The 24,518-nt window shown below is 67.6% G+C and carries 18 protein-coding genes and 5 pseudogenes; 12 read left to right on the top strand and 11 right to left on the bottom strand.

Annotated features, from left to right (window positions below; translation table 11 throughout):
• Nucleotides 1-40: 40 nt before the first annotated feature.
• Nucleotides 41-728 (top strand): annotated as a pseudogene (locus ADL25_RS51155) (transposase); the annotation flags it as partial.
• Here ADL25_RS51155 and ADL25_RS52435 read toward each other — a convergent pair.
• Both ADL25_RS52435 and ADL25_RS38430 read right to left on the bottom strand, forming a co-directional pair.
• Nucleotides 711-903: pseudogene (locus ADL25_RS52435) on the bottom strand (IS481 family transposase); the annotation flags it as partial. The pseudogenes ADL25_RS51155 and ADL25_RS52435 sit on opposite strands and share 18 nt — an antisense overlap.
• A 79-nt stretch (nucleotides 904-982) precedes the next feature.
• Nucleotides 983-2,374, bottom strand: coding sequence for a PLP-dependent aminotransferase family protein (locus ADL25_RS38430; protein ID WP_059132555.1), 1,392 nt, complete (start codon nucleotides 2,372-2,374; stop codon nucleotides 983-985).
• A 130-nt stretch (nucleotides 2,375-2,504) separates the two neighbouring features.
• Here ADL25_RS38430 and ADL25_RS38435 point away from each other — a divergent pair, with 130 nt between their 5' ends.
• On the top strand, nucleotides 2,505-3,197 hold the full coding sequence (locus tag ADL25_RS38435; protein ID WP_063805824.1) for a YczE/YyaS/YitT family protein: 693 nt from the start codon (nucleotides 2,505-2,507) through the stop codon (nucleotides 3,195-3,197).
• A 214-nt stretch (nucleotides 3,198-3,411) separates the two neighbouring features.
• Here the strand turns inward: ADL25_RS38435 and ADL25_RS38440 are convergent, their stop codons facing one another.
• From ADL25_RS38440 to ADL25_RS52440, 3 genes are all read right to left on the bottom strand, one after another.
• A complete protein-coding gene (locus ADL25_RS38440; protein ID WP_059132556.1) occupies nucleotides 3,412-4,059 on the bottom strand; it encodes an MSMEG_1061 family FMN-dependent PPOX-type flavoprotein in 648 nt (215 codons plus the stop codon).
• Nucleotides 4,060-4,192: 133 nt separating this feature from the next.
• The gene (locus tag ADL25_RS38445; RefSeq protein WP_063805825.1) at nucleotides 4,193-4,957 is read right to left on the bottom strand and encodes a nucleoside phosphorylase; all 765 of its coding nucleotides are present in this window, start codon (nucleotides 4,955-4,957) and stop codon (nucleotides 4,193-4,195) included.
• A gap of 235 nt (nucleotides 4,958-5,192) precedes the next feature.
• Nucleotides 5,193-5,480 carry a helix-turn-helix domain-containing protein gene (locus ADL25_RS52440; RefSeq protein ID WP_059132557.1) on the bottom strand — a complete coding sequence of 96 codons (288 nt, stop codon included), beginning with the start codon at nucleotides 5,478-5,480 and terminating at the stop codon, nucleotides 5,193-5,195.
• A gap of 76 nt (nucleotides 5,481-5,556) precedes the next feature.
• Between ADL25_RS52440 and ADL25_RS52445 the strand changes: the two are divergent.
• A pseudogene (locus tag ADL25_RS52445) lies at nucleotides 5,557-5,768 on the top strand (hypothetical protein).
• A 337-nt stretch (nucleotides 5,769-6,105) separates the two neighbouring features.
• On the top strand, nucleotides 6,106-6,651 hold the full coding sequence (locus ADL25_RS38460) for a hypothetical protein (RefSeq protein ID WP_059132558.1): 546 nt from the start codon (nucleotides 6,106-6,108) through the stop codon (nucleotides 6,649-6,651).
• 239 nt (nucleotides 6,652-6,890) lie between these two features.
• Here ADL25_RS38460 and ADL25_RS38465 read toward each other — a convergent pair whose 3' ends face one another.
• The 3 genes and pseudogenes from ADL25_RS38465 to ADL25_RS38475 all read right to left on the bottom strand — a co-directional run bounded on the left by ADL25_RS38465 (nucleotide 6,891) and on the right by ADL25_RS38475 (nucleotide 9,127).
• The gene (locus tag ADL25_RS38465) at nucleotides 6,891-7,514 is read right to left on the bottom strand and encodes a hypothetical protein (protein WP_059132559.1); all 624 of its coding nucleotides are present in this window, start codon (nucleotides 7,512-7,514) and stop codon (nucleotides 6,891-6,893) included.
• A 25-nt stretch (nucleotides 7,515-7,539) separates the two neighbouring features.
• Nucleotides 7,540-8,272 (bottom strand): annotated as a pseudogene (locus tag ADL25_RS47275) (IS5 family transposase); the annotation flags it as partial.
• Between the two features lie 483 nt (nucleotides 8,273-8,755).
• Nucleotides 8,756-9,127, bottom strand: coding sequence for an ArsR/SmtB family transcription factor (locus ADL25_RS38475; protein ID WP_059132735.1), 372 nt, complete (start codon nucleotides 9,125-9,127; stop codon nucleotides 8,756-8,758).
• 127 nt (nucleotides 9,128-9,254) lie between these two features.
• On the opposite strand from ADL25_RS38475, the gene ADL25_RS38480 reads away from it, so the two are divergent.
• The 3 genes and pseudogenes from ADL25_RS38480 to ADL25_RS38490 form a co-directional block, all read left to right on the top strand.
• Entirely contained in the window at nucleotides 9,255-11,234 is a 1,980-nt protein-coding gene (locus ADL25_RS38480; protein WP_059132560.1) for a heavy metal translocating P-type ATPase, read from the top strand.
• A gap of 256 nt (nucleotides 11,235-11,490) precedes the next feature.
• Nucleotides 11,491-12,774, top strand: a complete 1,284-nt coding sequence (locus ADL25_RS38485) for an FAD-dependent oxidoreductase (RefSeq protein ID WP_079050895.1) — start codon at nucleotides 11,491-11,493, stop codon at nucleotides 12,772-12,774.
• Between the two features lie 250 nt (nucleotides 12,775-13,024).
• Nucleotides 13,025-13,261: pseudogene (locus ADL25_RS38490) on the top strand (amino acid permease); the annotation flags it as partial.
• A gap of 63 nt (nucleotides 13,262-13,324) precedes the next feature.
• Here the strand turns inward: ADL25_RS38490 and ADL25_RS38495 are convergent.
• Complete coding sequence (locus ADL25_RS38495) at nucleotides 13,325-13,642, bottom strand: PadR family transcriptional regulator (protein WP_059132562.1); 318 nt, start codon at nucleotides 13,640-13,642, stop codon at nucleotides 13,325-13,327.
• A gap of 203 nt (nucleotides 13,643-13,845) precedes the next feature.
• Between ADL25_RS38495 and ADL25_RS38500 the strand changes: the two genes are divergently transcribed.
• The 4 genes from ADL25_RS38500 to ADL25_RS38515 all read left to right on the top strand — a co-directional run bounded on the left by ADL25_RS38500 (nucleotide 13,846) and on the right by ADL25_RS38515 (nucleotide 20,415).
• Entirely contained in the window at nucleotides 13,846-15,327 is a 1,482-nt protein-coding gene (locus ADL25_RS38500) for a multicopper oxidase family protein (RefSeq protein WP_059132563.1), read from the top strand.
• A gap of 731 nt (nucleotides 15,328-16,058) precedes the next feature.
• The gene (locus ADL25_RS38505; protein WP_059132564.1) at nucleotides 16,059-16,724 is read left to right on the top strand and encodes a hypothetical protein; all 666 of its coding nucleotides are present in this window, start codon (nucleotides 16,059-16,061) and stop codon (nucleotides 16,722-16,724) included.
• Between the two features lie 1,316 nt (nucleotides 16,725-18,040).
• Nucleotides 18,041-19,165 (top strand): PLP-dependent cysteine synthase family protein, encoded by a 1,125-nt coding sequence (locus ADL25_RS38510; protein WP_059132565.1) that lies wholly within the window; start codon nucleotides 18,041-18,043, stop codon nucleotides 19,163-19,165.
• Entirely contained in the window at nucleotides 19,162-20,415 is a 1,254-nt protein-coding gene (locus tag ADL25_RS38515) for an MFS transporter (protein ID WP_402530061.1), read from the top strand. Before ADL25_RS38510 ends, ADL25_RS38515 begins: the two co-directional genes overlap by 4 nt.
• 136 nt (nucleotides 20,416-20,551) lie before the next feature.
• On the opposite strand, the gene ADL25_RS38520 is transcribed toward ADL25_RS38515, so the two are convergent.
• Nucleotides 20,552-22,177, bottom strand: a complete 1,626-nt coding sequence (locus ADL25_RS38520) for a multicopper oxidase family protein (RefSeq protein WP_059132566.1) — start codon at nucleotides 22,175-22,177, stop codon at nucleotides 20,552-20,554.
• Nucleotides 22,178-22,270: 93 nt separating this feature from the next.
• Nucleotides 22,271-22,594, bottom strand: a complete 324-nt coding sequence (locus tag ADL25_RS38525) for a hypothetical protein (protein ID WP_234381210.1) — start codon at nucleotides 22,592-22,594, stop codon at nucleotides 22,271-22,273.
• A 523-nt stretch (nucleotides 22,595-23,117) separates the two neighbouring features.
• Here ADL25_RS38525 and ADL25_RS38530 point away from each other — a divergent pair.
• Nucleotides 23,118-24,494, top strand: coding sequence for an MBL fold metallo-hydrolase (locus tag ADL25_RS38530; protein WP_059132568.1), 1,377 nt, complete (start codon nucleotides 23,118-23,120; stop codon nucleotides 24,492-24,494).
• Nucleotides 24,495-24,518: the final 24 nt, after the last annotated feature.

A 24,518-nucleotide genomic window follows, 5' to 3' on the forward strand; every position in this document is an offset into this window, starting at 1 on the left:
GAACGAGATTCGCTATCACAGGACAGACTGGTAGACCGACTTGTATGACGAGGCGCAACTGAGTGACAACGAATGGGAGTTCGTTGAGCCGTACTTGCCGATCGGTCAGTACGGGCCGTACCCCGAGGGCTGCGGCAGCAGTTCGAGGGTGTGGTCTGGAGGTTCAGGGTCGGCGGGCAGTTGCGTGAGATACCGCGGGAGTTCGGTGCCTGGTCGACCGTTTCGAACCGCTTCCGGCAGTGGCGTGACGCGGGTGTCTTCGAGGCTCTACTGGAGGGCCTGGTCGCGGAAGCCGCGAAGCGGGGCGAGGTGGACTTGTCCTTGGTCAGCGTCGACTCCACCACCGCGCGCGCTCACCACGACGCTGCCGGGATGCACCTGGGCCAGGACGTGCTCGCCGCTCTGGAGGAGGCAGCCGCTGAGGAGAAAAAGAACAGGTCAAAGGGGACGACCCTGAAGGACAGAACGGACTGGATGCCGAAGTGGATCCCGAGCGGGAAGAGCGGCGGCGCATCCGGTGCCAGCAAAAACTCCGGCTGAAGGCCGCCCTCCTCGGACGCTCGCGGGGCGGGCAGACCGGCAAGGTCCACCTCGCCGCCGACCGCAAGTGCCGCCCGCCGGCGTTCGTCCTGACCGCTGGGCAGGCAGCCGACAGCCCGCAGTTCGTCCCGGTGCTGAAGAAGATCCGGGTCCGGGGCCCTCGCCGTGGGCGCATTGGGGCGTGTGCGCAGGCCCTCGACGCCCTCGATACCAGGCGTAGTAGGCCTGCCGGCTGATCCCGAAGCACCTGCAGGACACGGTGCCGTTCCCGGTGACCTCTTCCGGCGGGCGTATAACGGCCAGACGCCGCTTGGCCTCACGGTCAAGCGGCGGGGTGAGAGGCGTCGACTTCGACGTGTAGATCTCCGTGGTGATGGGAGACCCAGGTGCCAACGATGATCGTCAGTTTTGGAAGCTGCTCCGGGTCATGACGTGTCGAGGCTCATGCAACGGGTGCGGGGCTGTGAGCTCCTGTAGCGCCTCGGGTGAGCGCCTGTTCTGCCTGTGCGAGTCTGCGGATTGCTTGAGTCAGCTGATCCTGAGGAAGTGTGTACGGAAGTCGGATGTTGCGTTCGAACGCGCCTCCGATCCCGAATCGCGGTCCGGCTGCGATTGTCACTCCGTAGTCCGGCGCGATCGCGGCCAACCGTGAGCTGATGGGCTGGGGGAATGTTGCCCATAGCGTCAGGCCGCCGGCTGGTTGAGGGACGTGGAGGTCGGGCAGGTCCTCGGTAAGTGCCTGGCGCAGTACGTCGCGTTGCGATCTCAGTTGCTCGAGCGTGCCGGGCCGCTGGGTCTGGTCCTCGTCCAGGAGGATGGCTGTGGCGAGTTGCTCGACGACAGGGGTGCCGAGGTCTGTGGCGTGACGGGTCTGTTGGACGCGTTCCAGGAGAGAGGGCGTCGCGCGGATCCAGCCGATGCGCAGGCCGCCCCAGATGCTTTTGGAAACCGAGCCGATGCTGATGGCGGTCGGCATGTGGATCGCGAAGGGGTCCGGGCTTGCGCGGTCCAGGGCCAGGTCGGTCATGGTTTCGTCGATGACTGTGGGACAGGCGAGCTTGAGGCTTTGGCGGGCGCTCGTAGGCATGCACAGCCCTGTCGGATTGTGAAAGTCAGGTATCAGGTAGGCCAGAGTCGCGATTCGGCCCGCTGCGTGGAGTTGCGCCGTATCCCAGCCTGAAGATGCCACGGCGACGGGTAGAAGACGAGCCCGCACCTCGGTGAACGTGCTGATCGCGTGCGGGTAGGTCGGATGGTCGATCAGGACCTGGTCGCGTGGCGACAGGAGTGTTCGCGCCAGGAGGGCAAGCGCGTGCTGCGCGCCGTTGGTGATCAGGATGTGATCGGGCGGCGTGGGCAGTCCGCGCCGTTGATACCAGTGGGCCACCGCTTCGCGCAGCTCTGCGGTGCCGTTTCGGTCGTAGCCGTGCCGCTCGAAGTGTCGTGGCAGCTGTTCGAGAGCGGCTGCGAACGCAGCGTGGAGGATTTCGACAGGCGCGGGGGGAGCCGCGAAGGACAGGTCGATGGTCGCCGAATTCGTGCCGGACCGGCGCTCGGGGGGCGGGTCATCGGGGAGCCGCACGGTCGCCTTGGCGCGCGCCCGTGTGGCCAGGTATCCGTGCTCGACCAGAGTGCGGTATGCGGCGCCGACGGTGGTTCTGCTGGTGGAGAGGGCGGTGGCCAGGTCTCGCTCGCTGGGCAGGGTAGAGCCGAGGGGGAGGCGGCCGTCCAGGACCAGCAGCCGCAGCCTGTCGGAGAGGCGTTGATGCGCCGGCCCGGGCCCTTCCTGCCAGGTCCCCAGCATGCGTGCCACCACGTGCGAAGTTACTTTCACCCAGCCAGCCTAACCAATCTGGCTATGGAATCCAGGTCCAGATGCCTCTCAGGCTTGCCTTATGGCACCTCCTGCGTCCGTTGCACGCACCCCCATCCCGGCTGGCCACGACCAGCCCGCCCTGAACCGTATGAACACCTTCGCCCAAATTCAGGCGGGGCGAAAGGTGCGTCGCATCCCCCAGCTCTTGCTCGGCTTGGTGGGGTACGGGGCCGCCGTGATGACACTCGTACAGTCCGGTCTGGGAGCAGCCAGCTGGAACGTGCTCACGGAGGGCACCGCCGAGGCCCTTGGCATCTCCTTCGGCTGGACGACAAACCTGATCTCGCTTCTTGTGCTTCTCCTGTGGATTCCTCTGCGGGAACTGCCCGGCCTGGGCACACTCCTCAACGTGGCCATCGTCGGCTTCGCCGCGGATGCCACCGCCACCGTGCTCCCTCACCCCCAAGGGACACTCGCTGAGATCGGATACCTCGCACTCGGCCTCATCGCACTGGCCTTCTTCGACGCGCTCTACCTCGGTGCACAGTTCGGAGCGGGCCCCCGCGACGGCATCATGACCGGGCTTGTCCGGCTCACCCGCCTACCCATCGCGGCGGTGCGCACCGGCATCGAAATCACCGTCGCCACCGCCGGCTGGCTTCTCGGGGGAACTGTCGGAGTCGGAACCGTGCTTATCGCACTATTCATGGGGCCCCTCGTCGGCTACTTCCTGCCGCGGGTAGCGGTTCGCCTCCCTCCCGGTGCTGCAGACGAACGGGCCGAGTCGTCGTGGGCCGCCGAGCAGCCAATCGCTTCTGGCTACGAGCAGCAGATCAGTTAAAGCCACACTCGACACCCGTGGGCGGGTGAACCATACGAAGAGCTCACCACCTCCCGCAGAACAACGTAGGGGTCAGTTGGCTACCCGCGAGGCCTGCGCCGATGCCGGGGCCGGCTGTCGTCGCTTGTCGACGTCGGTTCGCCTCGGACGGCCCAGGCAGGGCCCGGCAACCAGGACACTCGGCACTGATGGGCGTCGCCTCGGCGAACCGATATCAGGCCAGCCGGTGCAGAAGGGAGTCGCGCTGATCCTGCTCGACCTCGGCGAGGGTCAAGTCGGGGTCGCGCTGATGAGCAAGAGCGACCTCGGCCGGCGTCGGCTGCTCCTCCTTGAGCGGCCATGCCTCGGGGCGCCAAACCTTCGACCGCACGAACGCCTTGGCGCAGTGGACGTAGACTTCGTCGGCCCGCACGACCAGCGCAGTCTTCGGCGGCTTGCCGACCGGGGTCAGCCGCGCAAGCAGGTCCCCATCGGCCGTGATCCAGGCTGCGCCGTTGACACGAAGCGTCGTGTCCCGGCCGGGGATGACGAAGTTGAGCCCGGCGTGCCCGTTGGCCAGGATGTTGCGATAGCTGTCGAGCCGGTTGTTCCCCGTCGCGTCCGGAATCACGACGTGACGCTCGTCGAGGACCGTGACGAAACCGGGGGTGCCGCCCCGAGGGGCCACGTCACAGCGGCCCTCGGCATCACTGGTGGCGACGAACACCACGGGCGAGACCGCAATGAGACGGCGCGACATCTCGTCGATGTGGTCGAGTTCTTTGCGTACCGCCCGCTCTCCGGGGTCGGCGTACAGCTCTCGGAGCTGCGCTTCACTGGTCAGAGCTCGGGGTACCAAGGAGTCATCCACTCTGGCGATCATAGCTCTGCGGGTCGAAGCCAAGAAGGGCGAGCCCGCGGCCAGCGGAGCAATCCAGTGTCAGGTCGAACCTCTGGTATGACGCCACTACGTCCGCGAATAGCCCCCGCGGCGGGACACCTGGCCGTGTAGAGGCTCAGCCAGCGACGAGTACGGCGACTGTCGAGTCGAACAAATCGTTCAGTGCCTCGTACGCAGCCGCGTCGGCGAGCCCCTTTGGCTCCCAAGCCTCCTCAGCCAGCGAGTCCATCACGACGAAGCCGGTCGCGAAGGCGATGCCTCGGTACTGGGCCACTGCTGCCAGGGATGCGGCTTCCATCTCGACGGTGAGCACACCTTCGGCCCGATAGGCCAGCACTTCCTGGCGAGTCTCCCGATAGACCGCATCGGTCGTCCAAGTGCCGCCCACCTGCACTCGGCGTCCGCGCCTCTTGAGCATGTCGATCAACTCGGCTGTCAGCTCCTCGTGCGGCCGCACGTAGCGATCGGACTCCAGGTAGTGGTGCGAGACGCCCTCATCCCGTACAGCCCGGTCACAGACCACCACGTCGCCAGGAACCTGGTCGACGCAGAGCCCACCAGCGCCACCAATGCTCACCACGCGCCGGGCACCCGCGGCGATGGCCTCCTCCAGTACGGACGCGGCGGCCGGGCCGCCGATACCGAATCCGCTCAACAAACCGACTTGCTTGCTCGCCACCTCCACGACGTGGAACTCGCCGAAGAAAGCTTCGAAGCGTCGTGATTCGTATCGTTCCAGGACCTCACGTCGAAGTCTGGCGCTGTACATCATCACGACGGCGTCCGGTACCACTTGCTGCCGAAGGGCGTGGCGCAGAGTGTCGCGGGGCTGGAAGAGCGCCGGCAAGGCGTGCTTGCCCGGATGATTGGGGAAGGCCATGCGCCATGGTCGGCATCAACTCGTGCACAGGGCAAGCGGATTGCCGTGGCCACGGGCGTACCGGCCTTCGACACCCGCTGCAGGAGTTCGAACCCGCGGTGGCACGACCGCGCGAAACGAGCCCTCGTGGCTGATGGGGCCTTCCCTCCGAATCGCTGTTGTCACCCTCGTTCGGCATCGTTGATGTCGACCGGTGATATCGGCCGAACGGGTTGTGCATTGATGGGCAGTGCTTTTACCGGCCGTTGCCGCAGGTCTCGCCCGCCGCGGCGCACCAACGGGCCGTTGCCGTACGCAAGGCGCCTCCCCCAGCCAGGATCCGTCCGCGCCGGTCGCCCCGGCCAACCAGGCGATCGCGGATCACATGACGATGCCGTACATGGTCCAGCCGCAGCAGGTCGTGGGTGTCGACGCGGTCGCGCAGGCAGTCGTTCCACACCACCCGGGCACACCCGAACGCCTGCGCCGACGCACGGCGCTGCAGCGCGTCCGGATGGGCCCGGTAGGTGTAACGGAGCTGCACACACGAGACCTTATGACGATTGGCCTCATGGATTGTGCAGGATGACTACAGGCGTGGCAGGCGCGTCGATTCGACGATGCACGTGCACTTGGTCTTCGTGACGAAGTACAGCGTGAGGTGTTCAACGACGAGATGCTGACACGCTGCGAAGAGGAGTTCACCGGCCGGATCAACCGCGATCTCATCCACGGGCACCTGAGGTCGCCCTCATACTTCTCCGCGTCGTGCGGCCGAGCACCATTGTCGATCGTGCGCCAGTACTTCGAGCAGCAAAAACGTCCGCTCTAAGGTGCACGTCAGAGCAGCCTTGAGATGCATTCATCCCCGGCGTGAACGCCGGGGCTTTCTGCAAGGAACTCGGTAACTCCTCGAGCCCCAAGGGCAGGTCAATCAACGGCTCGGCATCTATCAGACCGCGTTTGAGATCTGCAGCAGTGCTGGCCAGGTGGTGTACCACACGCGGAAGTCTGTTCCTGGGGGCCAAGCCGTGTCTTCCCGGCAGCGTTGCCCATGATGATCAGGCGTGAGAAGGTGCCGCAGCGGGAGTCGCCGAGGGCCACCCCCGTCCCACGGCACTCACAGGTGACCTCCACCCTCGCACGGCGGAAGGACAAGCCCGCTCACCATGGCCGAAACCCCCGACGACATCCCCGGGATAGCCAGCGAGGGCCACTTCGCGGCATTCGTCCACCGATACCAACCCCTCGACCTGTTCGCCCGATTCCTCGGCAACCCGTTCGAGCTTCTGTGCGGCCAGGCCCAGTGCGCCCTCGAAGCGCACGATCGCGGGACCGTGCTGGAACGACTGGTGATCACCGGCCCGCCGTATCCCCTCGCGGACACCCACCTCGACTGGGACGACCCGGTGCCGGAGAGCCGGTACATCATCACCCGGGTCGCCCTGTTCGCCCCCGTCACTCTCGGGGTGTGGACCCCCGCCGTCGGCGCTCACGTCCTGCAGGGCGCACTGACCTGCGTCATCGCCAACCTCAACCAGCCCGAAGACGACCGCATGGTGCGATCCTGGCTCGACCTGGACGAGCACACCCCGAGCCGCCTCCTGAAACCCGACAGTGACCTGCTCCGCAGCCGCCTGTTCAGCGTCGGCGAATGGCTCCCCACCGACTACCCGCACGGATCCCCCGAGCGGGAGGGCCGGAGCACGACCTGACGTGACCCTCCAGAGTCAGGCTCGCGGCTCGGTCCAAAGCGGCCGACTCGCCCTCTCCTCCAACCACCGGGTGAGCCACTGCGACCACGCCTATCCCCGCCCCCCGCTGGGCCGGCAGTAACACTGGTCACGTCCGAACAGCACCCTCAAGCGGCCTCAGCTGAATTACTGATCGTTTCAATATGAGCTGGTGGGGAGCTTGGCGTGGGGATGTGCCGTAGGTGAGCCGCCACGAGTGGTCACTGACCGCAGGATGACCGTCCCACCGCGGTCTGCGCGTCGGCTGCTGCGAGCACGATGTCAGCCAGTTCTGTGGCGGACTGTCCGCCTCCCGCGTCGATGCGATCCAGGCCCAGCCTGTCGATGGCATCGATCATGAGTGTCTGGTAGCGCTCAGTGCGGGCCAGGAACTTGTCCATCAGGACCTGTTCCTCGTCTGTGGCTGCTTCATAGCAGCCCGCCGCGTGCACGCGGGCGCGTACTACGGAGTCGTCGGTGGTGAGCCACACGGCGGCCGTGCGCGGGATCTGCAGCCTCGCGACGCGGACGGGCCAGAGTGCCGACCCCTCCAGAATCAGGCCCGTTCTGCCGCGGTCCTCGGTCGCCCGGGCCGTGATCAGCTCTTCGATGCGGGGCCACAGTCCATCGTAGTGGCCGAGAACAGACGTGATCAGTTCGTCCACCGTGAGTGATCCGTAGTGCTCGGCGACGTGCGCCGGCACCTCCCACTCCGGGGTTCTCCAGGGTCGCCCAGGGTGCCGGGCCAGCCGGTCAGTGCTCAGGCACTCGAACCCGAGCTTCTCCGCCACCACTTGGGCAACGGTCGACTTGCCAACATTCGACGTCCCGCCGATCAGAACCACCCGTACATCACGCACGCCAACGACCCTACTGATCCATCCGGGACGATGCCGGCAGTCGGCGGAGACAAATGATGCAGCATGCCAGTTGCAGGAGCCCGTGGTGGAGGCCGGCGCTGCGTTCATAGCGGATGCGCAGGCGCTTGAACTGGTGGAGCCAGGCAAAGGTACGCTCGACCACCCACCGGGTCTTCCCCAGGCCGGAGCCATGGGCGACACCTCGCCTGGCGATGAGTGGCTTGATGCCGCGCTTCCACAGCAGGCGGCGGTACTTGTCGAAGTCGTAGCCCCGATCGGCGAATATCCGCTTGGGCCGGTTCCGCGGGCGGCTCCGCAGTCCGCTATGCGAGGGATCGCGTCGAGCAGTGGAATGACCTGTGTGACGTCGTGACGGTTTGCGCCGGCCAGCGAGACCGCGAGCGGTGTCCCCTGGCGATCCACGATCACGTGATGCTTGGATCCCGGTCGCCCGCGGGTGACGGGCGAAGGCCCGACGTGGTCCCCCCGTTGAGCGCCCGGACGTGGGAGCCGTCGACTGCGCAGTCGTCCATGTCCAGCGCGTCTGCAGGCCGCAGTTCGGTCAGCAGGGCATGATGCAGGGTCGGCCAGACTCCGGCCTCGGTCCAGTCCCGCAGTCGGCGTCGGCCGGTGATGCCGGAACAGCCCACCACCCGGACAGGAACGTCACGCCAGGCCACTCCCTTGCGCAGCACGTAGATGATGCCTGCCAACGCCACCCGATCAGGCACGGGAAGGGAGCCTCACGAACCTTCCTCCACAGGGCGTCGTGGATTCGTCCGACCGTGCCCGTCGTCATGCCACCAGGTGAAGTACCTGTACACGGTCTGCCAGGGAGCGAAGTCCCTGGCAACTGCCTCCAAGCGCACCCCGTACGGACGACAACGCATCCAGGAACCCAGCGACTCGAAGCAACACATTGATATCAGCGGCGGCACAAAGGCGCACAACTGTCTTGGTGTTTACGAGTCGTCAGACTTCTCGGCTCTGACGTTCCCCCTCGAACCACTGGTCGTAGGGGTCAACTACGCCCGCAAGGTGCTGCACCCTCAATCCATCGCGATAATCGGTCTGTCCGTGGTGGGGACCACGACCGGATAGGCCGCCATCGACATCCGTGGCACCCGGAGCTACCCCACGGCCGGGACGTTTCCGTTCCATCCGCGTCCCGGGCCGCCGACCGACCCCACCGGCGACTGGGAACAGGGCGGCGCGGTCCCGGCCGCTCAGCCGACAGCGGGCTCGGGGACGTCGCGCAGCCCCAGCCGTAGGTGCTCGACGTGATACAGGGCCTGTTCCAGGAGCTCGGCGACGTGGTTGTCGTAGAGCGCGTAAACGACCGACCTGCCCTGACGCTCACCGGTGACCAGGCCGAGATTGCGCAGTAGGCGCAGCTGGTGGGAGCAGGCGGACTGCTCCATTCCGACGGCATCGGCCAGTTCCGTGGCCGCGCACGGCCCCTCCTGCAGGCGGGCCAGGATCCTCAGCCGCGAAGGCGTGGCCAGGGCCTGGAGGGTGGTGGCCACATCGGCGGCACCAACGGATTCCAGGCGCTCGCGTGCGGTGGCGGTGGTGTTGGCGTCAGCTCCGTGGCCCATGCTCACCATCCTACGGACAGGCACGCATGAATGTTTGTTCATGTGTTCCTGTACGGTAGAGAGGTGGCACCGGCTTGCCCCGGTTGCCGTCGTCTTGTCATGCCGTCGTGAAGGACTGCTCTCTCCCATGCCCTCCACCCTGACCGCACCTTCCACAGAGCGGGCCGTGGCCCCGCGCGATGGCGGTGCACCCCAGCGCCGTACCCGGGTCTTCGCCCTGCCCGAGGCACGCTGGGCCGCCGCGGCCACCGTCCTTTTCCTGCTCGCGCTCCCGCTGCAGCTGACCGGTGACCCTGCGTGGGCGTGGGGACCCCTGTACGCACTGGCGTACGCGACCGGAGGCTGGGAGCCGGGATGGGCGGGCCTGCAGGCGCTCAAGAAGAAGACCCTTGACGTCGACCTGCTGATGATCGTGGCCGCGCTGGGGGCGGCGGCGATCGGTCAGGTGATGGATGGCGCGTTGCTGATCGTCATCTTCGCCACGTCGGGCGCGCTGGAGGCGCTTGCCACCGCCCGGACGGCTGATTCCGTGCGCGGCCTGCTGGACCTGGCACCGGCCAAGGCCACCCGCTTCGACACCGATGGAAGCGAAGTGATCGTCCCCGTCGAAGAACTCGAGGTCGGGGACATCATCGTTGTAAGGCCCGGTGAGCGGGTCGGCGCCGACGGCCGTGTCCTGGACGGGGCAAGCGACGTCGACCAGGCGACCATCACCGGTGAGCCGCTGCCCGTCACCAAGGAAGCGGGCGACGAGGTATTCGCCGGCACCCTCAACGGCACCGGCGCCCTGCGCGTACGAGTCGAGCGGGACGCCTCCGACACCGTGATCGCCCGAATCGTCCGGATGGTGCAGGAGGCGTCCGAGACCAAGGCGCCCACTCAACTGTTCATCGAGAAAGTCGAACAGCGCTACTCGCTGGGCATGGTCGCGGCAACTCTCGCCGTCTTCCTCATCCCGCTCGCCATCGGCACGGACCTCACCCACTCGCTGCTGCGCGCCATGACGTTCATGATCGTGGCCTCGCCGTGTGCGGTGGTCCTGGCCACCATGCCGCCCCTGCTGTCGGCGATCGCCAACGCCGGGCGCCACGGCGTGCTGGTGAAGTCAGCGGTGGTCATGGAACGGCTCGGACAGGTCGACGCGGTCGCGCTCGACAAGACCGGAACGCTGACCGAAGGCACGCCACGGGTGACCGACATCCGACCGCTCGCCGGGTCCGGGCTGAACGAGGATGAACTGCTCACCCTCGCCGCAGCGGCCGAGCACCCTAGCGAGCACCCACTGGCCCGCGCTGTCGTGGACGCAGCCCGCGAGCGAGGACTCGACCTCCCTGTGACGGGCGACTTCGACTCCACACCCGGCGTCGGGGTGAGCGCGTCCCTCGACGGGCGAGCGATCGTGGTCGGCGCGCCGGCACGGCTACTGGAGCGGTCTTCGGACGCACGCTCCGTCCGGGCGGCCATCGCCGCGCGCGAACTGGAGGACAGCGGCAGGACCGCTGTCCTGGTCATCGTGGACGGCACCCCCATGGGACTGCTCGCCATCGCCGACCGGCTGCGCCCCGACGCCACCGCGACCGTGGCCTCCCTGGCCTCCCTGACCGGCACGGCGCCCATGCTGCTGACCGGCGACAACGCGCGCGCAGCCACCCGTCTGGCCGACGAGGTCGGTATCGACGACGTACGGGCAGGACTGCTGCCACAGCACAAGGTCGACGCGGTCAAGCAACTGGAGCATGCGGGCCGTAGGGTGATGGTGCTCGGCGACGGCGTCAACGACGCCCCTGCCCTGGCGGCCGCCCACACCGGCGTCGCCATGGGCCGGGCGGGATCCGACCTCGCGCTGGAGACCGCCGATGCGGTGATCGTCCGCGATGAGTTGCTTACGGTCCCCGCCGTGATCGCACTGTCCCGGCGAGCCCGCAGGCTGGTCGTGCAGAACCTGATCATCGCGGGTGTCTTCATCGCCGGTCTGGTCGCCTGGGATCTGATCGGCACCCTGCCGCTGCCTCTCGGTGTGGCCGGCCACGAAGGATCCACCGTCATCGTCGGCCTCAACGGACTGCGGCTGCTGCGCGAGACAGCGTGGAAACGGGCGGTGCAGTGAGCCGCCGCAAGGTCTCCACGCAGGCGGAGCCCCGGTGCACGGTCACTGTGCGCCGCGGGGAGTTCGACGCGGCGCCCTGCGCTCCACAGTTCGACCAGGTTTTGGACAACGTATGGCGATATCGCCACCCGATACCGACGGATGACCCACACTGAGGTCTTGGAGGGGGGACGGATGCCTCGGCCGCTGCGCCGACGCGCCATCCCTGGGTTCGCGCTGCCTTGGGGAAGGTGGTGTGGTGCTGGTGGGGGGATTCATGACGCAGTCGCTTCCGGGGCAACGCCCTGCCCATGACGAGCAGTTCACCGGGCACGCGGGACTTCCGGTCGTTGTGATCGGCGCCGGTCCGTACGGGCTGTCAGTGGCCGCTCATCTTCGGGGGGCAGGGGTGCCGGTCCGCATTTTCGGTGAGGTGATGGGCAGTTGGCGGCACGCGATGGCGACTGGGATGTTCTTGAAGTCGACGCCGGCCGCAACCGATCTGTCCGCGCCGAGGCCGGGCGGCCGGCTGGCGGACTTCCGCCGAGTACATGGTGAGGAGGAGTTGACCGAGCTGACACCGATCCCGTGCGACGTCTTCGTCCGGTACGGAATGTGGTTTCAGGAGCGCTACGTCGGCGAGGTCGACCCGGCCAGGGTCGTGGCCGTCGACCGCGCTCCGCGGCCGAGCCACGGCTTCCTCGTCCGGCTTGACAACGGTCGGGAGCTGCCCGCCGCTGCCGTGGTGGTGGCCACTGGGCTGAACGGCCTCGCATCCATTCCGGAGGAACTGCGGCGAGTTGCTCACGACAAGCCGGGCGTGGGCCCCCTGGTGTCGCATACCAGTCACCACACAGATCTGTCGCCGTACAGCGGCCGCAGCGTCGCCGTCGTAGGTGGCGGCCAGTCGGCGCTGGAAAGCGCCGCACTGCTGCACGAGGCCGGCGCCGAGGTGCGGGTGCTGGTCCGGGAACCGCGGGTGCTGTGGGGGATGAAGCCGGATCCGGCACGGCCCTGGACGCGGCGCTTGGCCAGGCCCGCCTCGCCCCTGGGCACGGGCTGGATGCTGGCCGCGGTCTGCAAGGCCCCGGAAGGGGTGCGACACCTTCCGGCGGCTGCTCGCATGCTGCTGTTCCGCCGCGCTTTGGGACCGTCCGGGGGGTGGTGGCTGCGCGACCGCGTCGAGGGCGTCGTCGCCGTACGCACTTCGAGCCGCGTCACCCACGCCGAGGCGTCCGGGTCCCGGGTGCGCCTGGACATCGACGGACCCGGCGGTTCCGACACACTCACCGTCGACCATGTACTCGCGGCCACCGGATACCGGCTCGATCTGAACGCTCTGCTCTTCTTGTCACCTGGAATGCGCGGTGCCATCGCCCGTGTGCCGGGATCGAAGGCACCCCGCCTGTCCGCTTCGTTCGAGTCGTCGGTCCCGGGCCTCTACTTCACCGGTTCACTCGCCGCCCCCGTGTTCGGGCCGATGATGAGGTTCGTGGCAGGAACGGAGTTTGCTGCGAAGCGCATTGCCCGACACAGGGCACAAGCCTCGTCCATCCGCTGAACCGACCCGAATTCTCGTCGTCGCCATATGACCGCGATCCCAGGTCGGACCACCGATGCCGGTCGTGGCTTCCGGTGGGTGAAGCCGCGTAGGCACTAGCCGAAAGGCAAGTGGTGGTGGACGGTCCTGCCCGCCTCTCGGCAGCCGATGCGCCGAGTAGGTCCTGTCAGGGCCCAACGACGGTCCATATCGCTACCCGATATCGGCCACCGAAGGATGACACGGAGTTCCGATCATCCATGGTGAGCGCATGACGAGCAGACCATCGGAGGCGGCCTCCGTCCCGGGCGAACTGGAGGGGCGGCTGGGCGTGCCGGATGCCGTGCTGATCGGGCTGGGAGCGATGATCGGGGCGGGGATCTTCGCCGTGCCTGCTCCCGCCGCGCACGCGGCCGGCTCCGGGCTTCTGCTCGGTCTCGCGGTGGCGTACTGCAATGCGACATCGTCGGCACGGCTCGCGGCCCGCTACCCGGCCTCGGGCGGTACCTAGGTCCACGGGCGTGAACGACTCGACGAGTTTGCCACCGGCGGACATCGGTCGATGCGGCTGTCAGTCCGTCCTGGGGGACGTGTCGTTGCCCAGCACCTCGCGTGCCAGTTCGGCCAGTGCCCTGCGGTCCTCGGCCAGTGCCTGGCGGCCGGCTTCGGTGGCGGTGTAGACGCGTCGGGTGCGGCCGTCGACAATGCGCTGTTCGGAGATGAGCAGCCCGTCGGCCTCCAACCGATGCAGCGTCGGATACAGGGTGCCCGGACTGATCTGGTAGCCATGGTGCGCCAGCTCCTCCGTCATCCACGCGCCATGGATCTCTCCTTCGGCAGCATGGTGCAGGATGTGCAAACGCACTGCTCCTCGCTGGAATTCACGCACCGTCCACCTCCACGCCACCGCTCCTGCAGTGACGAAGCCGATATCGGCCTTCGAGTTTACGTGGCGTCAGCCAGGGCGCGTCCCCACGGCATCCCGACCGTTGCACGGCTACCTTCTTCTGCTGTACCGAATTGGGAGCACATGGCCCGATCTGCACACATATTGCAGACCCGATCCGTAGGAACGGGGGAAGGAGCAGAGCTGTGTCCATCACTCGTCGTGACGCCTTCAAGCTGGGTGGCGCTTCCCTCCTCGCCGGGGCAGGTGCCCCAGCACTTGCCGCTTGCGACTCCTTGGATCCCACCGGCGCGGCCGCTCCCGAAGGAGAAGCTGACTACACGGTGCGCATCGCAAAAAGTCGCGTCGAACTCGCGCCGGACACGATCATCTCCACCACGACGTACAACGGGCAGTTCCCCGGCCCGCTTCTGCGGTTCAAAGAAGGCCACCCGGTCATCGTCGATGTCCACAACGACACGGGCGTCCCCGAGCTGTTGCACTGGCACGGCCAATTCGTTCCCGCGGACGTGGACGGCGCTTCCGAGGACGGCACCCCCTTCATCCCCGCACACGGGATGCGCCGTCTGTCCTTCACCCCCGCACCGGCCGGCTTCCGCTTCTATCACACCCATGTGGCCGCACACGGTGACCTGACCCGGAGCACGTACACAGGGCAGGTCGGCCCGGTGTACATCGAGCCGAAGGACGAGCCCGGCGACTACGACCAGGAAGTGTTCCTGACGCTCAAGGAGTTCGAACCCTCTCTCAGCCACGGCGGGGACATGGCCCAGAACTTCCTGGCCGGCTCCCCCGTCGAGGACTTGAAGACCCAGGGCGAGAAGGCGATGGCCGACTCGCTGGCCGGGGGGATGCCGCACGGCTACGAAGTCGGCTACCGGGCCTTCAGCATCAACGGCCGCAAACTGGGCCACGGCGAGCCGATCAAAGTCAAGGCCGGGCAACGCGTGGTGTTTCATGTCCTCAATGCCAGCGCCACAGAAATCCGCAGCCTTGCCCTACCGGGCCACAGCTTCAAAGTGATTGCACTCGACGGCAACCCGGTACCACGCCAGGTCAAGGTACCGGTGCTGTGGATCGGCACCGCCGAACGTGTCTCAGCCGTAGTGGAGATGAACCATCCCGGCGTGTGGGTGCTGGGAGACCTGTCCGACGACGACCGCAACGCCGGCATGGGCACCGTGGTGGAGTACGCCGGACACAGCGGAATGCCGAAATGGATCGCACCACCGAAATTCACCTGGGACTACCGCACCTTCGCCCACCCCGGCGCTCCCGCACAACAGCCCGACCACCCGATCGACCTGCTGGTGGAGAAGAAGAACGCAGCCGACAAGGGATTCAACATCTGGTCTCTCAACGGCGCTCCCTTCGACATGAGCGTCAACGAGCCGGTGATGGATGTCGTCCACGGCAAGCGGTACCGGCTGCGATTCCGCAATGCCACCGACGACATCCACCCCCTCCATCTGCACCGCCACACCTTCGAGGTCAGCCACATCGCCGGCACTCCCACCCACGGCCTGCGCAAGGACGTCGTCATGCTCGGCGGATACCAGACCCTCGACTTCGACTTCACTGCCGACCAACCAGGCCTGTCGCTGTTCCACTGCCACCAGCAGCTCCACATGGACTACGGGTTCATGATCCTGCTGCGCTGCACCTGACCTTCCGTGCAGCGCCGACCGCGTCACCGGGCAACCGTGGTGGCCCGGCTGGGCGAGGACACCATGCCTTCCGGTCGGGTGAGAAACTCCGCGAGTGGGAAGGGCGGCTTCGCGATGGAATCAGAAAGTTCTGACGGTGCGTGGTGTGAACCACTGAGTTCAGGCCGGCTTTGGGCGAGCGCGGAGAGAAGTCGACCCTTCTGCCGACGGGGTAGTAGCCATCCATCGCAAGGCGAATGCGGACCTCGGCCAGACGATCCCGGCCATTGACGATCGGGCGGACCTCCACGCTGCCCTCGTCGGGTGGAGGGGACGCGATGCTCAGACTGAGAAGGTCCGGTCTCGTGGTCATCGGCCCGTGATCGCGGAGCTGGCTCGCAACTGTCATGTGAATTCGCGTGGCCTCCGCTCAGGGCGGTAAGGCATGCTGGCCCCGGACACCCCTCCGGAACGACGGGATGGCAGCCTGGAGGAACTACGTGACCGCAGCCCTGGGGAATTACGTGATCGTCCACAGTCCGTTTCGCTGCCGCGGGGTGAGTAACTGCGCTGTTATCTGAGCGTTCTCCGCAGGCGCGTTTGTGCGGTTCATGAGTGCGCAGCGGGTCTCGGCATCCACAGCATCGGCCGACATCGCCATCGGCCCGGTCACCAGCTCCAGCCGGGCGGCTGCGACACAGCCGGGCGAGAGCGCCGGCCGCCGGCGCCAACCACATGCCTCGGGGGCACACATGGGCACATTCTCGCGCGTCAACCTCTTCTACGGCGTCGACCACGAGCAGGTGTACGCCGCGTTGGAGGAGTTCTGGCACCACGAGGAGCACACGCTCAAACTGGAGGACGCCCACGACGTCAACCTCGATTCCTACGCCCTGCACGAGCGGCGCGGCGACTGGACCGTGCTGAAATGGACCCGGGGTTGGGAGTGGGATCTGCGCCGACGCGCCCAGCTTCACGTTTCACGCGCCTACGACTGCCCAGGGCTGCTGGTCTTCATCTACGACGACGACTTCTGGGGCTGCGAGCTGTTCCACCACGGCACGGCGATCGACCAGTTCCAGCAGGAGACCGGCATCATTGGCTCGTTCTTCGGCGATCTTCCGTGCCAGGGGCGCCCCGACCTCCTACTGGCCCAGTTCCCCGCTCTGGACCTGAACATCGAGCATGCCCGGGGCTATCTGAGCCAGTACAGCATCGACGACCCCGGGTACGAGGACATCGACTGGGAGAACGAGCACGACCCTCTCAACAGCCCCGTCCGTCCGAGCGATGGGTATGGCCGCCTTGAAGGAGGCGTCTACTGGGACTTCCAGAACTTCCTCGGCGTCGACCACCATGCGCCGGTCTGGCGGAGGTTCACCGCCTCGCCCCAGGCGCCCAGGAGAACGGAGAAATGATCGGTTCTGCCCGAGATCGAAGGTGGCTACGCGCACCCCCTGACCCGCGCCTGCCGCGATAGCATGCCTCAAATGCTGATCATGCCCTGAACTGTGGAAAGTAGCGAGTGGCCCAAGCGTCACAGTGGACGGTCATGGCCATGGCAGGGCGAACAGGCCCGCATCGGGCTCGGTCAGGATGTCGCGCCCGGCCAGGCGCTGCAGCTGCCCGCGACGCGTACAACGCCATGGGCCAGGACGGCAACGTCCGCGCGCACCAGCATGCCGCAGCGACCCGGCCGAAGATGACGGAACGCGCAGGACGGAACCGGACGATGACGCCGTCGGCCGGTTCCGAGGTGGACTCACCACGACATTCCACCTTGCCCGCGACAATTGGGGACCCGCCCGGCTCCCGGTAACGCCAGGACAGCTTCCGCCCGGCTTCTGGAACGAATCCGCGTCGCCGTCACGGCCCGGGCCGGAAACACCGCCGCGCCCACGGGGCAGAGAGGGGCTACGACTCCCCCGGCTTTCCGCGCCCACCGGCGCTCACGCGGCACCCCGAGATGGAACGACCAGCAGCGACACCGGCTGAACCGCGGCTGCGAAGGGTCCAACTGTCGTCACCGGCAGAAGATGGAACCCGTAGGCGTCGGGACCGCTGCGCGACAGCGAGGGGGCATGCGATCCGTCGGTCGCTCTGCTGCGTCGCGTACCTCGGGTGATGTCGTCCACTCGGCGCGTTGATGGAGGCTCGAGCACTCAATTGCGCGGCGCAGCGCATCCGATCGAATACGGTGCGCATGTGATCACGCATTGGATCAAGGTTGCTGGGCGCTCCGGCCGGATCGGCTTGGTGCTCGGCCTCCTCGTGCTGATCACCGCTCACCTCTCAGGTGCCGTGCACGGCGGCTCTTTCGCCGGCCCCCATATGAGTGCCGTTGCGGTCATCTCCGAGCATGGCGCCGTCGAGGACAGGTCCCCCGCGCCTCCCGGGCACGACCACAAGTACGAAGCGCACATCGATCACGCCGCCGATCGGCCCAGAACAGCCTCTCGGGACACGGCTGCCGAACCCGATCACGAAAGCGGATCAACGGCCACGTCCCCGGCGACGAGAGTGACCGACGTACGCGGCGCATGGCGCGACCTGACGCATGCTTCCGCGCCTGTACAAGGCGGTTGCACACTCGCGCTCCATTGCATCCGGCGGCAGTAGGCGCTGCCCGCGCACCCCTTACCCGGTCCAGGGCCGGGGTGTGCCCACGCGCCCACGATCCGCCATTTGCACGCACCCCGCTCACCGATACGGGGTGCGAAGGAGCCGTGCACACATGAACCTCCCCCTGCTTGAATCCGACGCCCGACACACCTCGCTCCCTCTGGTTGCCCACAGACCTTCACAGCTGGTGGGCAGCACACCGGTCCTGTGGATCGACGAACCATTCGCCCCGCCCGGCCGCGGCTTCTACGCCAAGCTCGAAGGCGCCAACCCCGGCGGCATCAAGGACCGACCGGGTCTGCACATGATCAGTGAGGCCCGGCGTCGCGGGGACCTCGAACCAGGCACACCGATCGTAGAGTCCTCCAGCGGCACCCTCGGCTTGGGGCTCGCGTTGGCCGGGCTTACGTTCGGACATCCGGTCACCGTAGTGACCGACCCTGGCATGGAGCCGTCGATGATCCGGCTGCTGACCACCCTCGGCGCGCACGTCGACCAGGTCGGCGCCCCGCACGCGGACGGCGGCTGGCAGCAAGCCCGCCGCGAGCGCGTCGCCGAACTGCTGGCCGGCACACCGGGCGCCTACTGCACAGACCAGTACCACAACCCTGACAACGTCACCGCCTACCGGCCGCTGGCCACCGAGTTGATCGCTCAGCTCGGCAGCGTCGACGTCCTGGTGGCGTCGGTGGGCACCGGGGGCCACTCCGCCGGAACCGCCGCCGCACTTCGCGAGGCCTGCCCAGGCCTGACCTTGATCGGCGTGGACTCGGTGGGTTCCACCGTCTTCGGACAGCCCGCAGGACCGAGGTTGATGCGCGGCCTGGGCTCCAGCATCTACCCGTCCAATGTGGACTACGCGGCCTTCGCCGAGGTCCACTGGGTGGCGCCCGCCGAAGCAGTGTGGGCCTGCCGACAGTTGGCCCGCCGCCACCACGCATCAGGCGGCTGGAGCGTCGGGGCCGTCGCGCTCGTAGCGGGATGGGCCGCGCGTACCTATCCATCTGGCACTCGGATCGCCGCGGTCTTCCCCGACGGACCACACCGCTACCTCGAGACCGTCTATAACGACGCATGGTGCCTCGAACATCAGCTTCTCGGTCAGGAACAGCCGTCGGAGCCCGACGAGATCGCGGAGCCGTTCGAATGCGTGGTGACCGGCTGGACCCGCTGCAGCAAGGTCCGGGACCCCCTCGGCCGAACACCCGCACAGCGCACTGAGGTGGTCGTCCGGTGAGCGGCCTGCGAGCCCGGTGGGCCTCCTTCGACCGACCGGCACGGCTGCTGATGGTCAACCAGTTCGCCATCAATCTCGGTTTCTACATGCTCATGCCCTACTTGGCCGACCATCTCGCCCACGGTCTCGGTCTCGCGGCCTGGACGGTCGGCTTGGTGCTCGGCGTGCGCAACCTCTCCCAGCAGGGAATGTTCCTCATCGGGGGAACCCTCGCCGACCGGTACGGCTGCAAGCCGATGATCCTGACCGGCTGCACTCTGCGGACAGTCGCCTTCGGGCTGCTTGCGGTGGCGGAGACGCTTCCTGCGCTGATCGTGGCTTCTGCCCTGACCGGGTTGGCGGGAGCTCTTTTCAATCCGGCCGTGCGCGCATACCTGGCGGCCGATGCGGGCGAGGAGCGCCGGGTCGAGGCTTTCGCCGCCTTCAACGTGTTCTATCAGGCCGGCATTCTGATCGGACCTCTTGCCGGACTTGCCCTGCTCGCTTGGGATTTCGGCGTGGTGTGCACGGCCTCGGCGCTCATCTTCGGCGCGCTGGCCCTGCTCCAGGCCCGCGCCCTGCCCACACGCACGCCGTCCGGCCGGAGCGCCGAGCCGGCGTGGCGGGCGGTCGCCACGGACTGGCGTACCGTCGCAGCCAACCGGCCCTTCCTTCTCTTCGCCGCCGCCATGACCGGTTCCTATGTACTGGGCTTCCAGGTGTACCTCGCTCTCCCTCTGCGTGCCCGTGCTCTCTTCGGCGAGCGGACGGGGCTCGTGACGGGGGCATTGTTCGCCGTCTCCGCACTGGCCGCGCTGTCGGGACAGTTGAGGTTGACCGCGTGGGCGAAGCGGAGTCTGACCGCACCACAGGCCATCGCGTACGGACTGGTCCTGATGGGGACGGCGTTCCTGCCGCTCCTACCCGGCCTGCCTGAAGGAGTCGTCGGCGCGGCGGCGGGCATGGTCGCGCTCTTGATCAGCGCGACGCTGCTGGCGTGGGGCGGGGCACTGCTCTACCCGTTCGAGATGGACACCCTGGTCCGCCTCTCCGGCGACCGGCTCATCGCGACCTACTACGGGGCCTACAGCACCGCCTCCGGCATCGCGATCTCGCTGGGCAACCTCGCGGTCGGAGCGCTCTTCGACACCGGCGTGCGCTGGCTGCCCTGGGCCGCGCTCACTGTCACCGGGCTCTCGTCTGCGGGACTGGTGGTGCGGCTCCACCGGGCGGGGTATCTCGCGCACCGGCCAGTGGCGCTACCCGGGTGACGCCAAACGCTCAACCCGCGGATCTACCGCGTCGCTCCACGTGGCTGTGCCCGTCGGGATCAGTTGCTGACCGCGACGGGCACAGCCCAAGGAGTTGGCGATCGACAGGCAGGGTGGTCTACCTGTCCGCTCGATTTCAGGCCTGGTACGCCATCAGCGCCGTCATCCCTGCCTCCCCGTGATACGCGTTGTGGCAGTGCAGCATCCACTGGCCGGGATTGTCTGCGTCGAAGTAGACGGACACCGTCTTCTTCGGGAGCACGATCGTGGTGTCCTTGCGCGGGCCGTCCGTGCCGAGTTGGTAGGTGTGGCCGTGCAGGTGCATCGGGTGCCACATGGTGGTGTCGTTGACGAAGTCCAGTCGGACACGCTGGCCTTCCTCGACGAGGGCCGGGTTTGCTGTCGGGTCGTTCATGTCGAACCGCTCACCGTTGACGGCCCAGTCGTACGCGGCCATGTCGCCTGAGAGCTCGATACGGTGGACCCGGTCGGCCTTCTTCGCGGAGAGCCGGACATCGTCAGCGGCCTTGAGTTGCGAGGCGCTCATGATGATGCCGTTCAGTTCCGCCGGTCGGACGGTGGGCTTCGGTGCGCTGCCGGATCCGGTGCGGACCAGCGCCATGCCGGAGACGTTCTTCCCTTCGGCCAGCGCGACCAAGGGGAAGACACCGTCGGCAAGAGTGACCAGGACGTCGTAGCGTTCCCCCATGCCGACCAGCACGGCGTCGACTTGCTGGTGCCGGACCGGGTACCCGTCGGTGTGGGTGATGGTCATCTTGTGGCCGCCGAGCGCGACCCGATACGCCGTATCGCCGCCGGCGTTGACGATGCGAAGCCGGATCTGTGCGCCGGGCTTTGCTGTGTAGACGTCCGGGTCTGCCGGCACACGGCCGTTGATCAGGTGGTACGGGTACTTGACGTCCCCGGCGTCCCCGCCCAGCAGCGCACTGTCGGAGTGCATGAGCATGAACTTCATCGGCATCCCGCCGCCGGAGGCGGACGGCGAGGCACTCATCCCGTCCATGCTTCCTCCGCTCATGTCCATCCCGCCCATGTCGCCCATGTCGTGAGAGGACGAGTGGGAGCTCTCCATGCCCATTCCGCTCATGCCGCCCATGCCCTGCTTGAGCTCGGCGAAGACCTCGTCGGGCGTCCCCGTGACGCCGTCGACCCAGTCGTCGAGGACGACGACCCACTCGTCGTCGTAGCTGAGCGGCTCCCTGGGGTCTTCCACGATCAGGGGTGCGTACAGACCGCGGTCGAGCTGGACGCCGACGTGGGGGTGGAAGAAGTAGGTCCCGGGGGTGTCGGCTACGAACCGGTAGGTGAAGTTGGTGCCGGCTCGTACAGCGGCCTGGGTGACCGGAGGCACGCCGTCCATGTCGGCGCGCAGGGCGACGCCGTGCCAGTGGATGGACGTGGCGGTCCTGTTCGGCAGTTGGTTGGAGAATTCGGCGACTAGCGTGTCGCCGGCGGACAGTCGCAGCTCCCTGCCCGGGGCTCGGCCGCTGAAAGCCCAGCTCTTGGCCATGACGCCGCCGCCGAGGTCGAGCATCGCGAGCGCGGCGGTCAAAGTTGTCTCATGCACCTTGCCGGTGCTCCTGCGCTGCTTGTCCGCGGTGGCGACCTGCGGGCCGCGAGGGTTGATCAGGCCAGGCTCGGCGCTGGAGTTGCCGGAGCCGCTGCTGCACGCGGCGAGCGCGCCCGCGCCTGCGGCGCCGAGTCCGGCCAGCAGGACGGAGCGGCGATTGATGCTGTTCATGTGGTGGTCCTCTGTTCGATGTGCCGTCGGTCAGGCCGTATGCGGGCACACCTCACTCCCGAATGGGGCGCGAGGGCGCCTCGGGATCGCGGCCTAGATCAGCAGGCGAGAGAGGACAGAGAGATCGGGCGGGGCGCGAAGTGCCGTCCCCGGAGGCACGTGCCCGACGAAGACGCCGTACAGGGCGTCCGTAGGGGCGGTGAAGGGTGCGGCAGTAGGGGGCTCGAGCTGCAACGTGTTGATGCTCGCGGCGGAGCAGTGCCCCGTGAGCAGGACCGAGCAGGCGCTGTGGTCGCCGTCCATGGGTGGTGCGGCGAACCGAAGGGTTTCGCCGTCCATGGGTAGTGCGGCGGCCCCAAGGGCTTCGCCGTCCATGGCCGTGCTCACCGACGTCATACCTGTCGACGTGTGATCCATCCCCCGCATCCCGCTCATCGCGGGTGGGGGGCTCCCGGTTGTGGGAGAGGCCGCGTCGTGGTGAACGAGGACGGCGAACGCAGCGACCAGCGCAATGATCACAGCCCGAGTCCAGCGCGTGGCGCTGCCCGGGGATTCGCTCCGCCGGTGTAGGGCTGTCGTCATGGCTTGTGCACCTGGTTCGTTCGAGTAGGGCCGAGCCTCAATATACCGGGGCGGGGTATTGCTGCCACTCGACGCACATCGTCGGGGTGCAGTGCACACCAAGGTGCCGACGGCCGCGCCGATGTCATGGTGCTGGTGGCGCGGTCTTCCACGTCGCGGCGGACAGCGCGGTCGCAGGGCACGAACATCCCGGCCTGACGTGGAACAACCGCCCTTCTACCCCCTACGTGACCAAACCTGGTCGGACCGCCATCCACTGGGGCGCTCCACTCCTCAAGATACCCCCGGGGGTACCCCTGCTAAGGTGAAGGACAGATACCCCGGGGGGTACATCGCTCGCTCAATAGGAGTCGTAGTCGTGTTCTTCGTCGACACCATGGAATTCGAGGGTCTGGGCAACCGCAGCTACCTGTCCGGCGGAATGCGGACCGCACTGGTGGTGGACCCGCCCCGCGACATCGAGCAGGTCATCGCCGCGGCCGCGCGACGCGGGGTGCAGATCGCGCTCGTGGCCGAGACCCACCTGCACAACGACTACGTCACGGGTGGTCTGGAACTGGCCCGCGTGACCGGGGCCCGGTACCTGGTGCCGGCGGGGGCGTCGGTCGCCTTCGCCCGCACCCCGGTCGCCGACGGAGACACGTTCACGGTGGACGAGCGCCTGGTGCTGCGCGCGATCACCACCCCCGGGCACACCCCGCACCACACCTCCTACGTGTTGGAGGAGGACGGCCGAGCGGTGGCGGCGTTCACCGGCGGATCCTTGCTGATCGGCACCGTGGGCCGACCGGACCTGGTCGAGCCGCGACTGACAGAGCAGCTGGCCCGCGCCCAGCACGCTTCCGCCCACCGTCTGGCTGACGAACTGGACGACGAGGTACCGGTGCTGCCCACCCACGGGTTCGGAAGTTTCTGCTCCTCCGCCCAGGCGGAGGGAGGCGCGACCACCATCGGCCGGGAGCGCCGGGCCAACAACGCCCTGACCCGGAACGTGGACACCTTCGTCGCCGAGTTGCTCGCCTCACTGGACGACGTGCCCGCCTACTACGCGCACATGGGACCCACCAACGCCGGCGGCCCCGCGCCGGTCGACCTCACCCCGCCTGCGCCTGCGGACGGCGAGGAGATCGCTGCCCGGCTAGCCGCGGGAGAGTGGGTGGTGGACCTGCGCAGCCGGGTCGCCTTCGCCCGGGGACATGTGGCCGGAGCTTTCAACTTCGAGGGCGACGGCAAGCTCGCCACCTACCTGGCCTGGCTGATGCCGTGGGGCAAGCCGGTCACCTTGCTGGCCGACACGTCCGAGCAGGTCGCCGACGCACAACGGGAGCTGGCCCGGGTCGGCATCGACCGCCCCGCCTCCGCCGCCACCGGCGATCCCACCGACTGGATCCGCCCAGGCGAGGTGCTCGCCTCCTTCCCACGTGCGCGCTTCGCCGACCTCAGGGCGGTGCGCGAGCGCGGCGAGCAGGTGGTGGTGCTGGACGTACGGCGCGATGCCGAGCGTGCGGGCGGGTTCGTCGCCGGCTCGATCCACATTCCCGTCCACGAGCTGCCCGGCCGCGTCGGCGAGGTGCCGGACGGAATGGTGTGGGTGCACTGCGCCGGAGGGATGCGCGCCGCGATCGCCGCGTCCCTGCTGGATGCCGCCGACCGCGATGTGGTCGCAGTCGACGACGGCTTCGACGCCGCCATCACGGCGGGCCTCACCCTCACCAGCCGCAACGACACCGACTGAACGACTTGCACGGAGTGATCAAAC

This window comes from Streptomyces sp. NRRL F-5122, assembly GCF_001507435.1.
In the GTDB taxonomy this organism is placed as follows: Bacteria; Actinomycetota; Actinomycetes; order Streptomycetales; family Streptomycetaceae; genus Streptomyces; species Streptomyces lannensis.

Excerpts from the sequence above, each read along its gene's own strand:
- ADL25_RS38435 (WP_063805824.1), top strand. The coding sequence starts at position 2,505 with ATGAACACCTTCGCCCAAATTCAGGCGGGGCGAAAGGTGCGTCGCATC.
- ADL25_RS38440 (WP_059132556.1), bottom strand. The coding sequence starts at position 4,059 with ATGATCGCCAGAGTGGATGACTCCTTGGTACCCCGAGCTCTGACCAGT.
- ADL25_RS38445 (WP_063805825.1), bottom strand. The coding sequence starts at position 4,957 with ATGGCCTTCCCCAATCATCCGGGCAAGCACGCCTTGCCGGCGCTCTTC.
- ADL25_RS38460 (WP_059132558.1), top strand. The coding sequence starts at position 6,106 with ATGGCCGAAACCCCCGACGACATCCCCGGGATAGCCAGCGAGGGCCAC.
- ADL25_RS38475 (WP_059132735.1), bottom strand. The coding sequence starts at position 9,127 with ATGGGCCACGGAGCTGACGCCAACACCACCGCCACCGCACGCGAGCGC.
- ADL25_RS38480 (WP_059132560.1), top strand. The coding sequence starts at position 9,255 with ATGCCCTCCACCCTGACCGCACCTTCCACAGAGCGGGCCGTGGCCCCG.
- ADL25_RS38485 (WP_079050895.1), top strand. The coding sequence starts at position 11,491 with ATGACGCAGTCGCTTCCGGGGCAACGCCCTGCCCATGACGAGCAGTTC.
- ADL25_RS38505 (WP_059132564.1), top strand. The coding sequence starts at position 16,059 with ATGGGCACATTCTCGCGCGTCAACCTCTTCTACGGCGTCGACCACGAG.
- ADL25_RS38510 (WP_059132565.1), top strand. The coding sequence starts at position 18,041 with ATGAACCTCCCCCTGCTTGAATCCGACGCCCGACACACCTCGCTCCCT.
- ADL25_RS38520 (WP_059132566.1), bottom strand. The coding sequence starts at position 22,177 with ATGAACAGCATCAATCGCCGCTCCGTCCTGCTGGCCGGACTCGGCGCC.
- ADL25_RS38525 (WP_234381210.1), bottom strand. The coding sequence starts at position 22,594 with ATGGATCACACGTCGACAGGTATGACGTCGGTGAGCACGGCCATGGAC.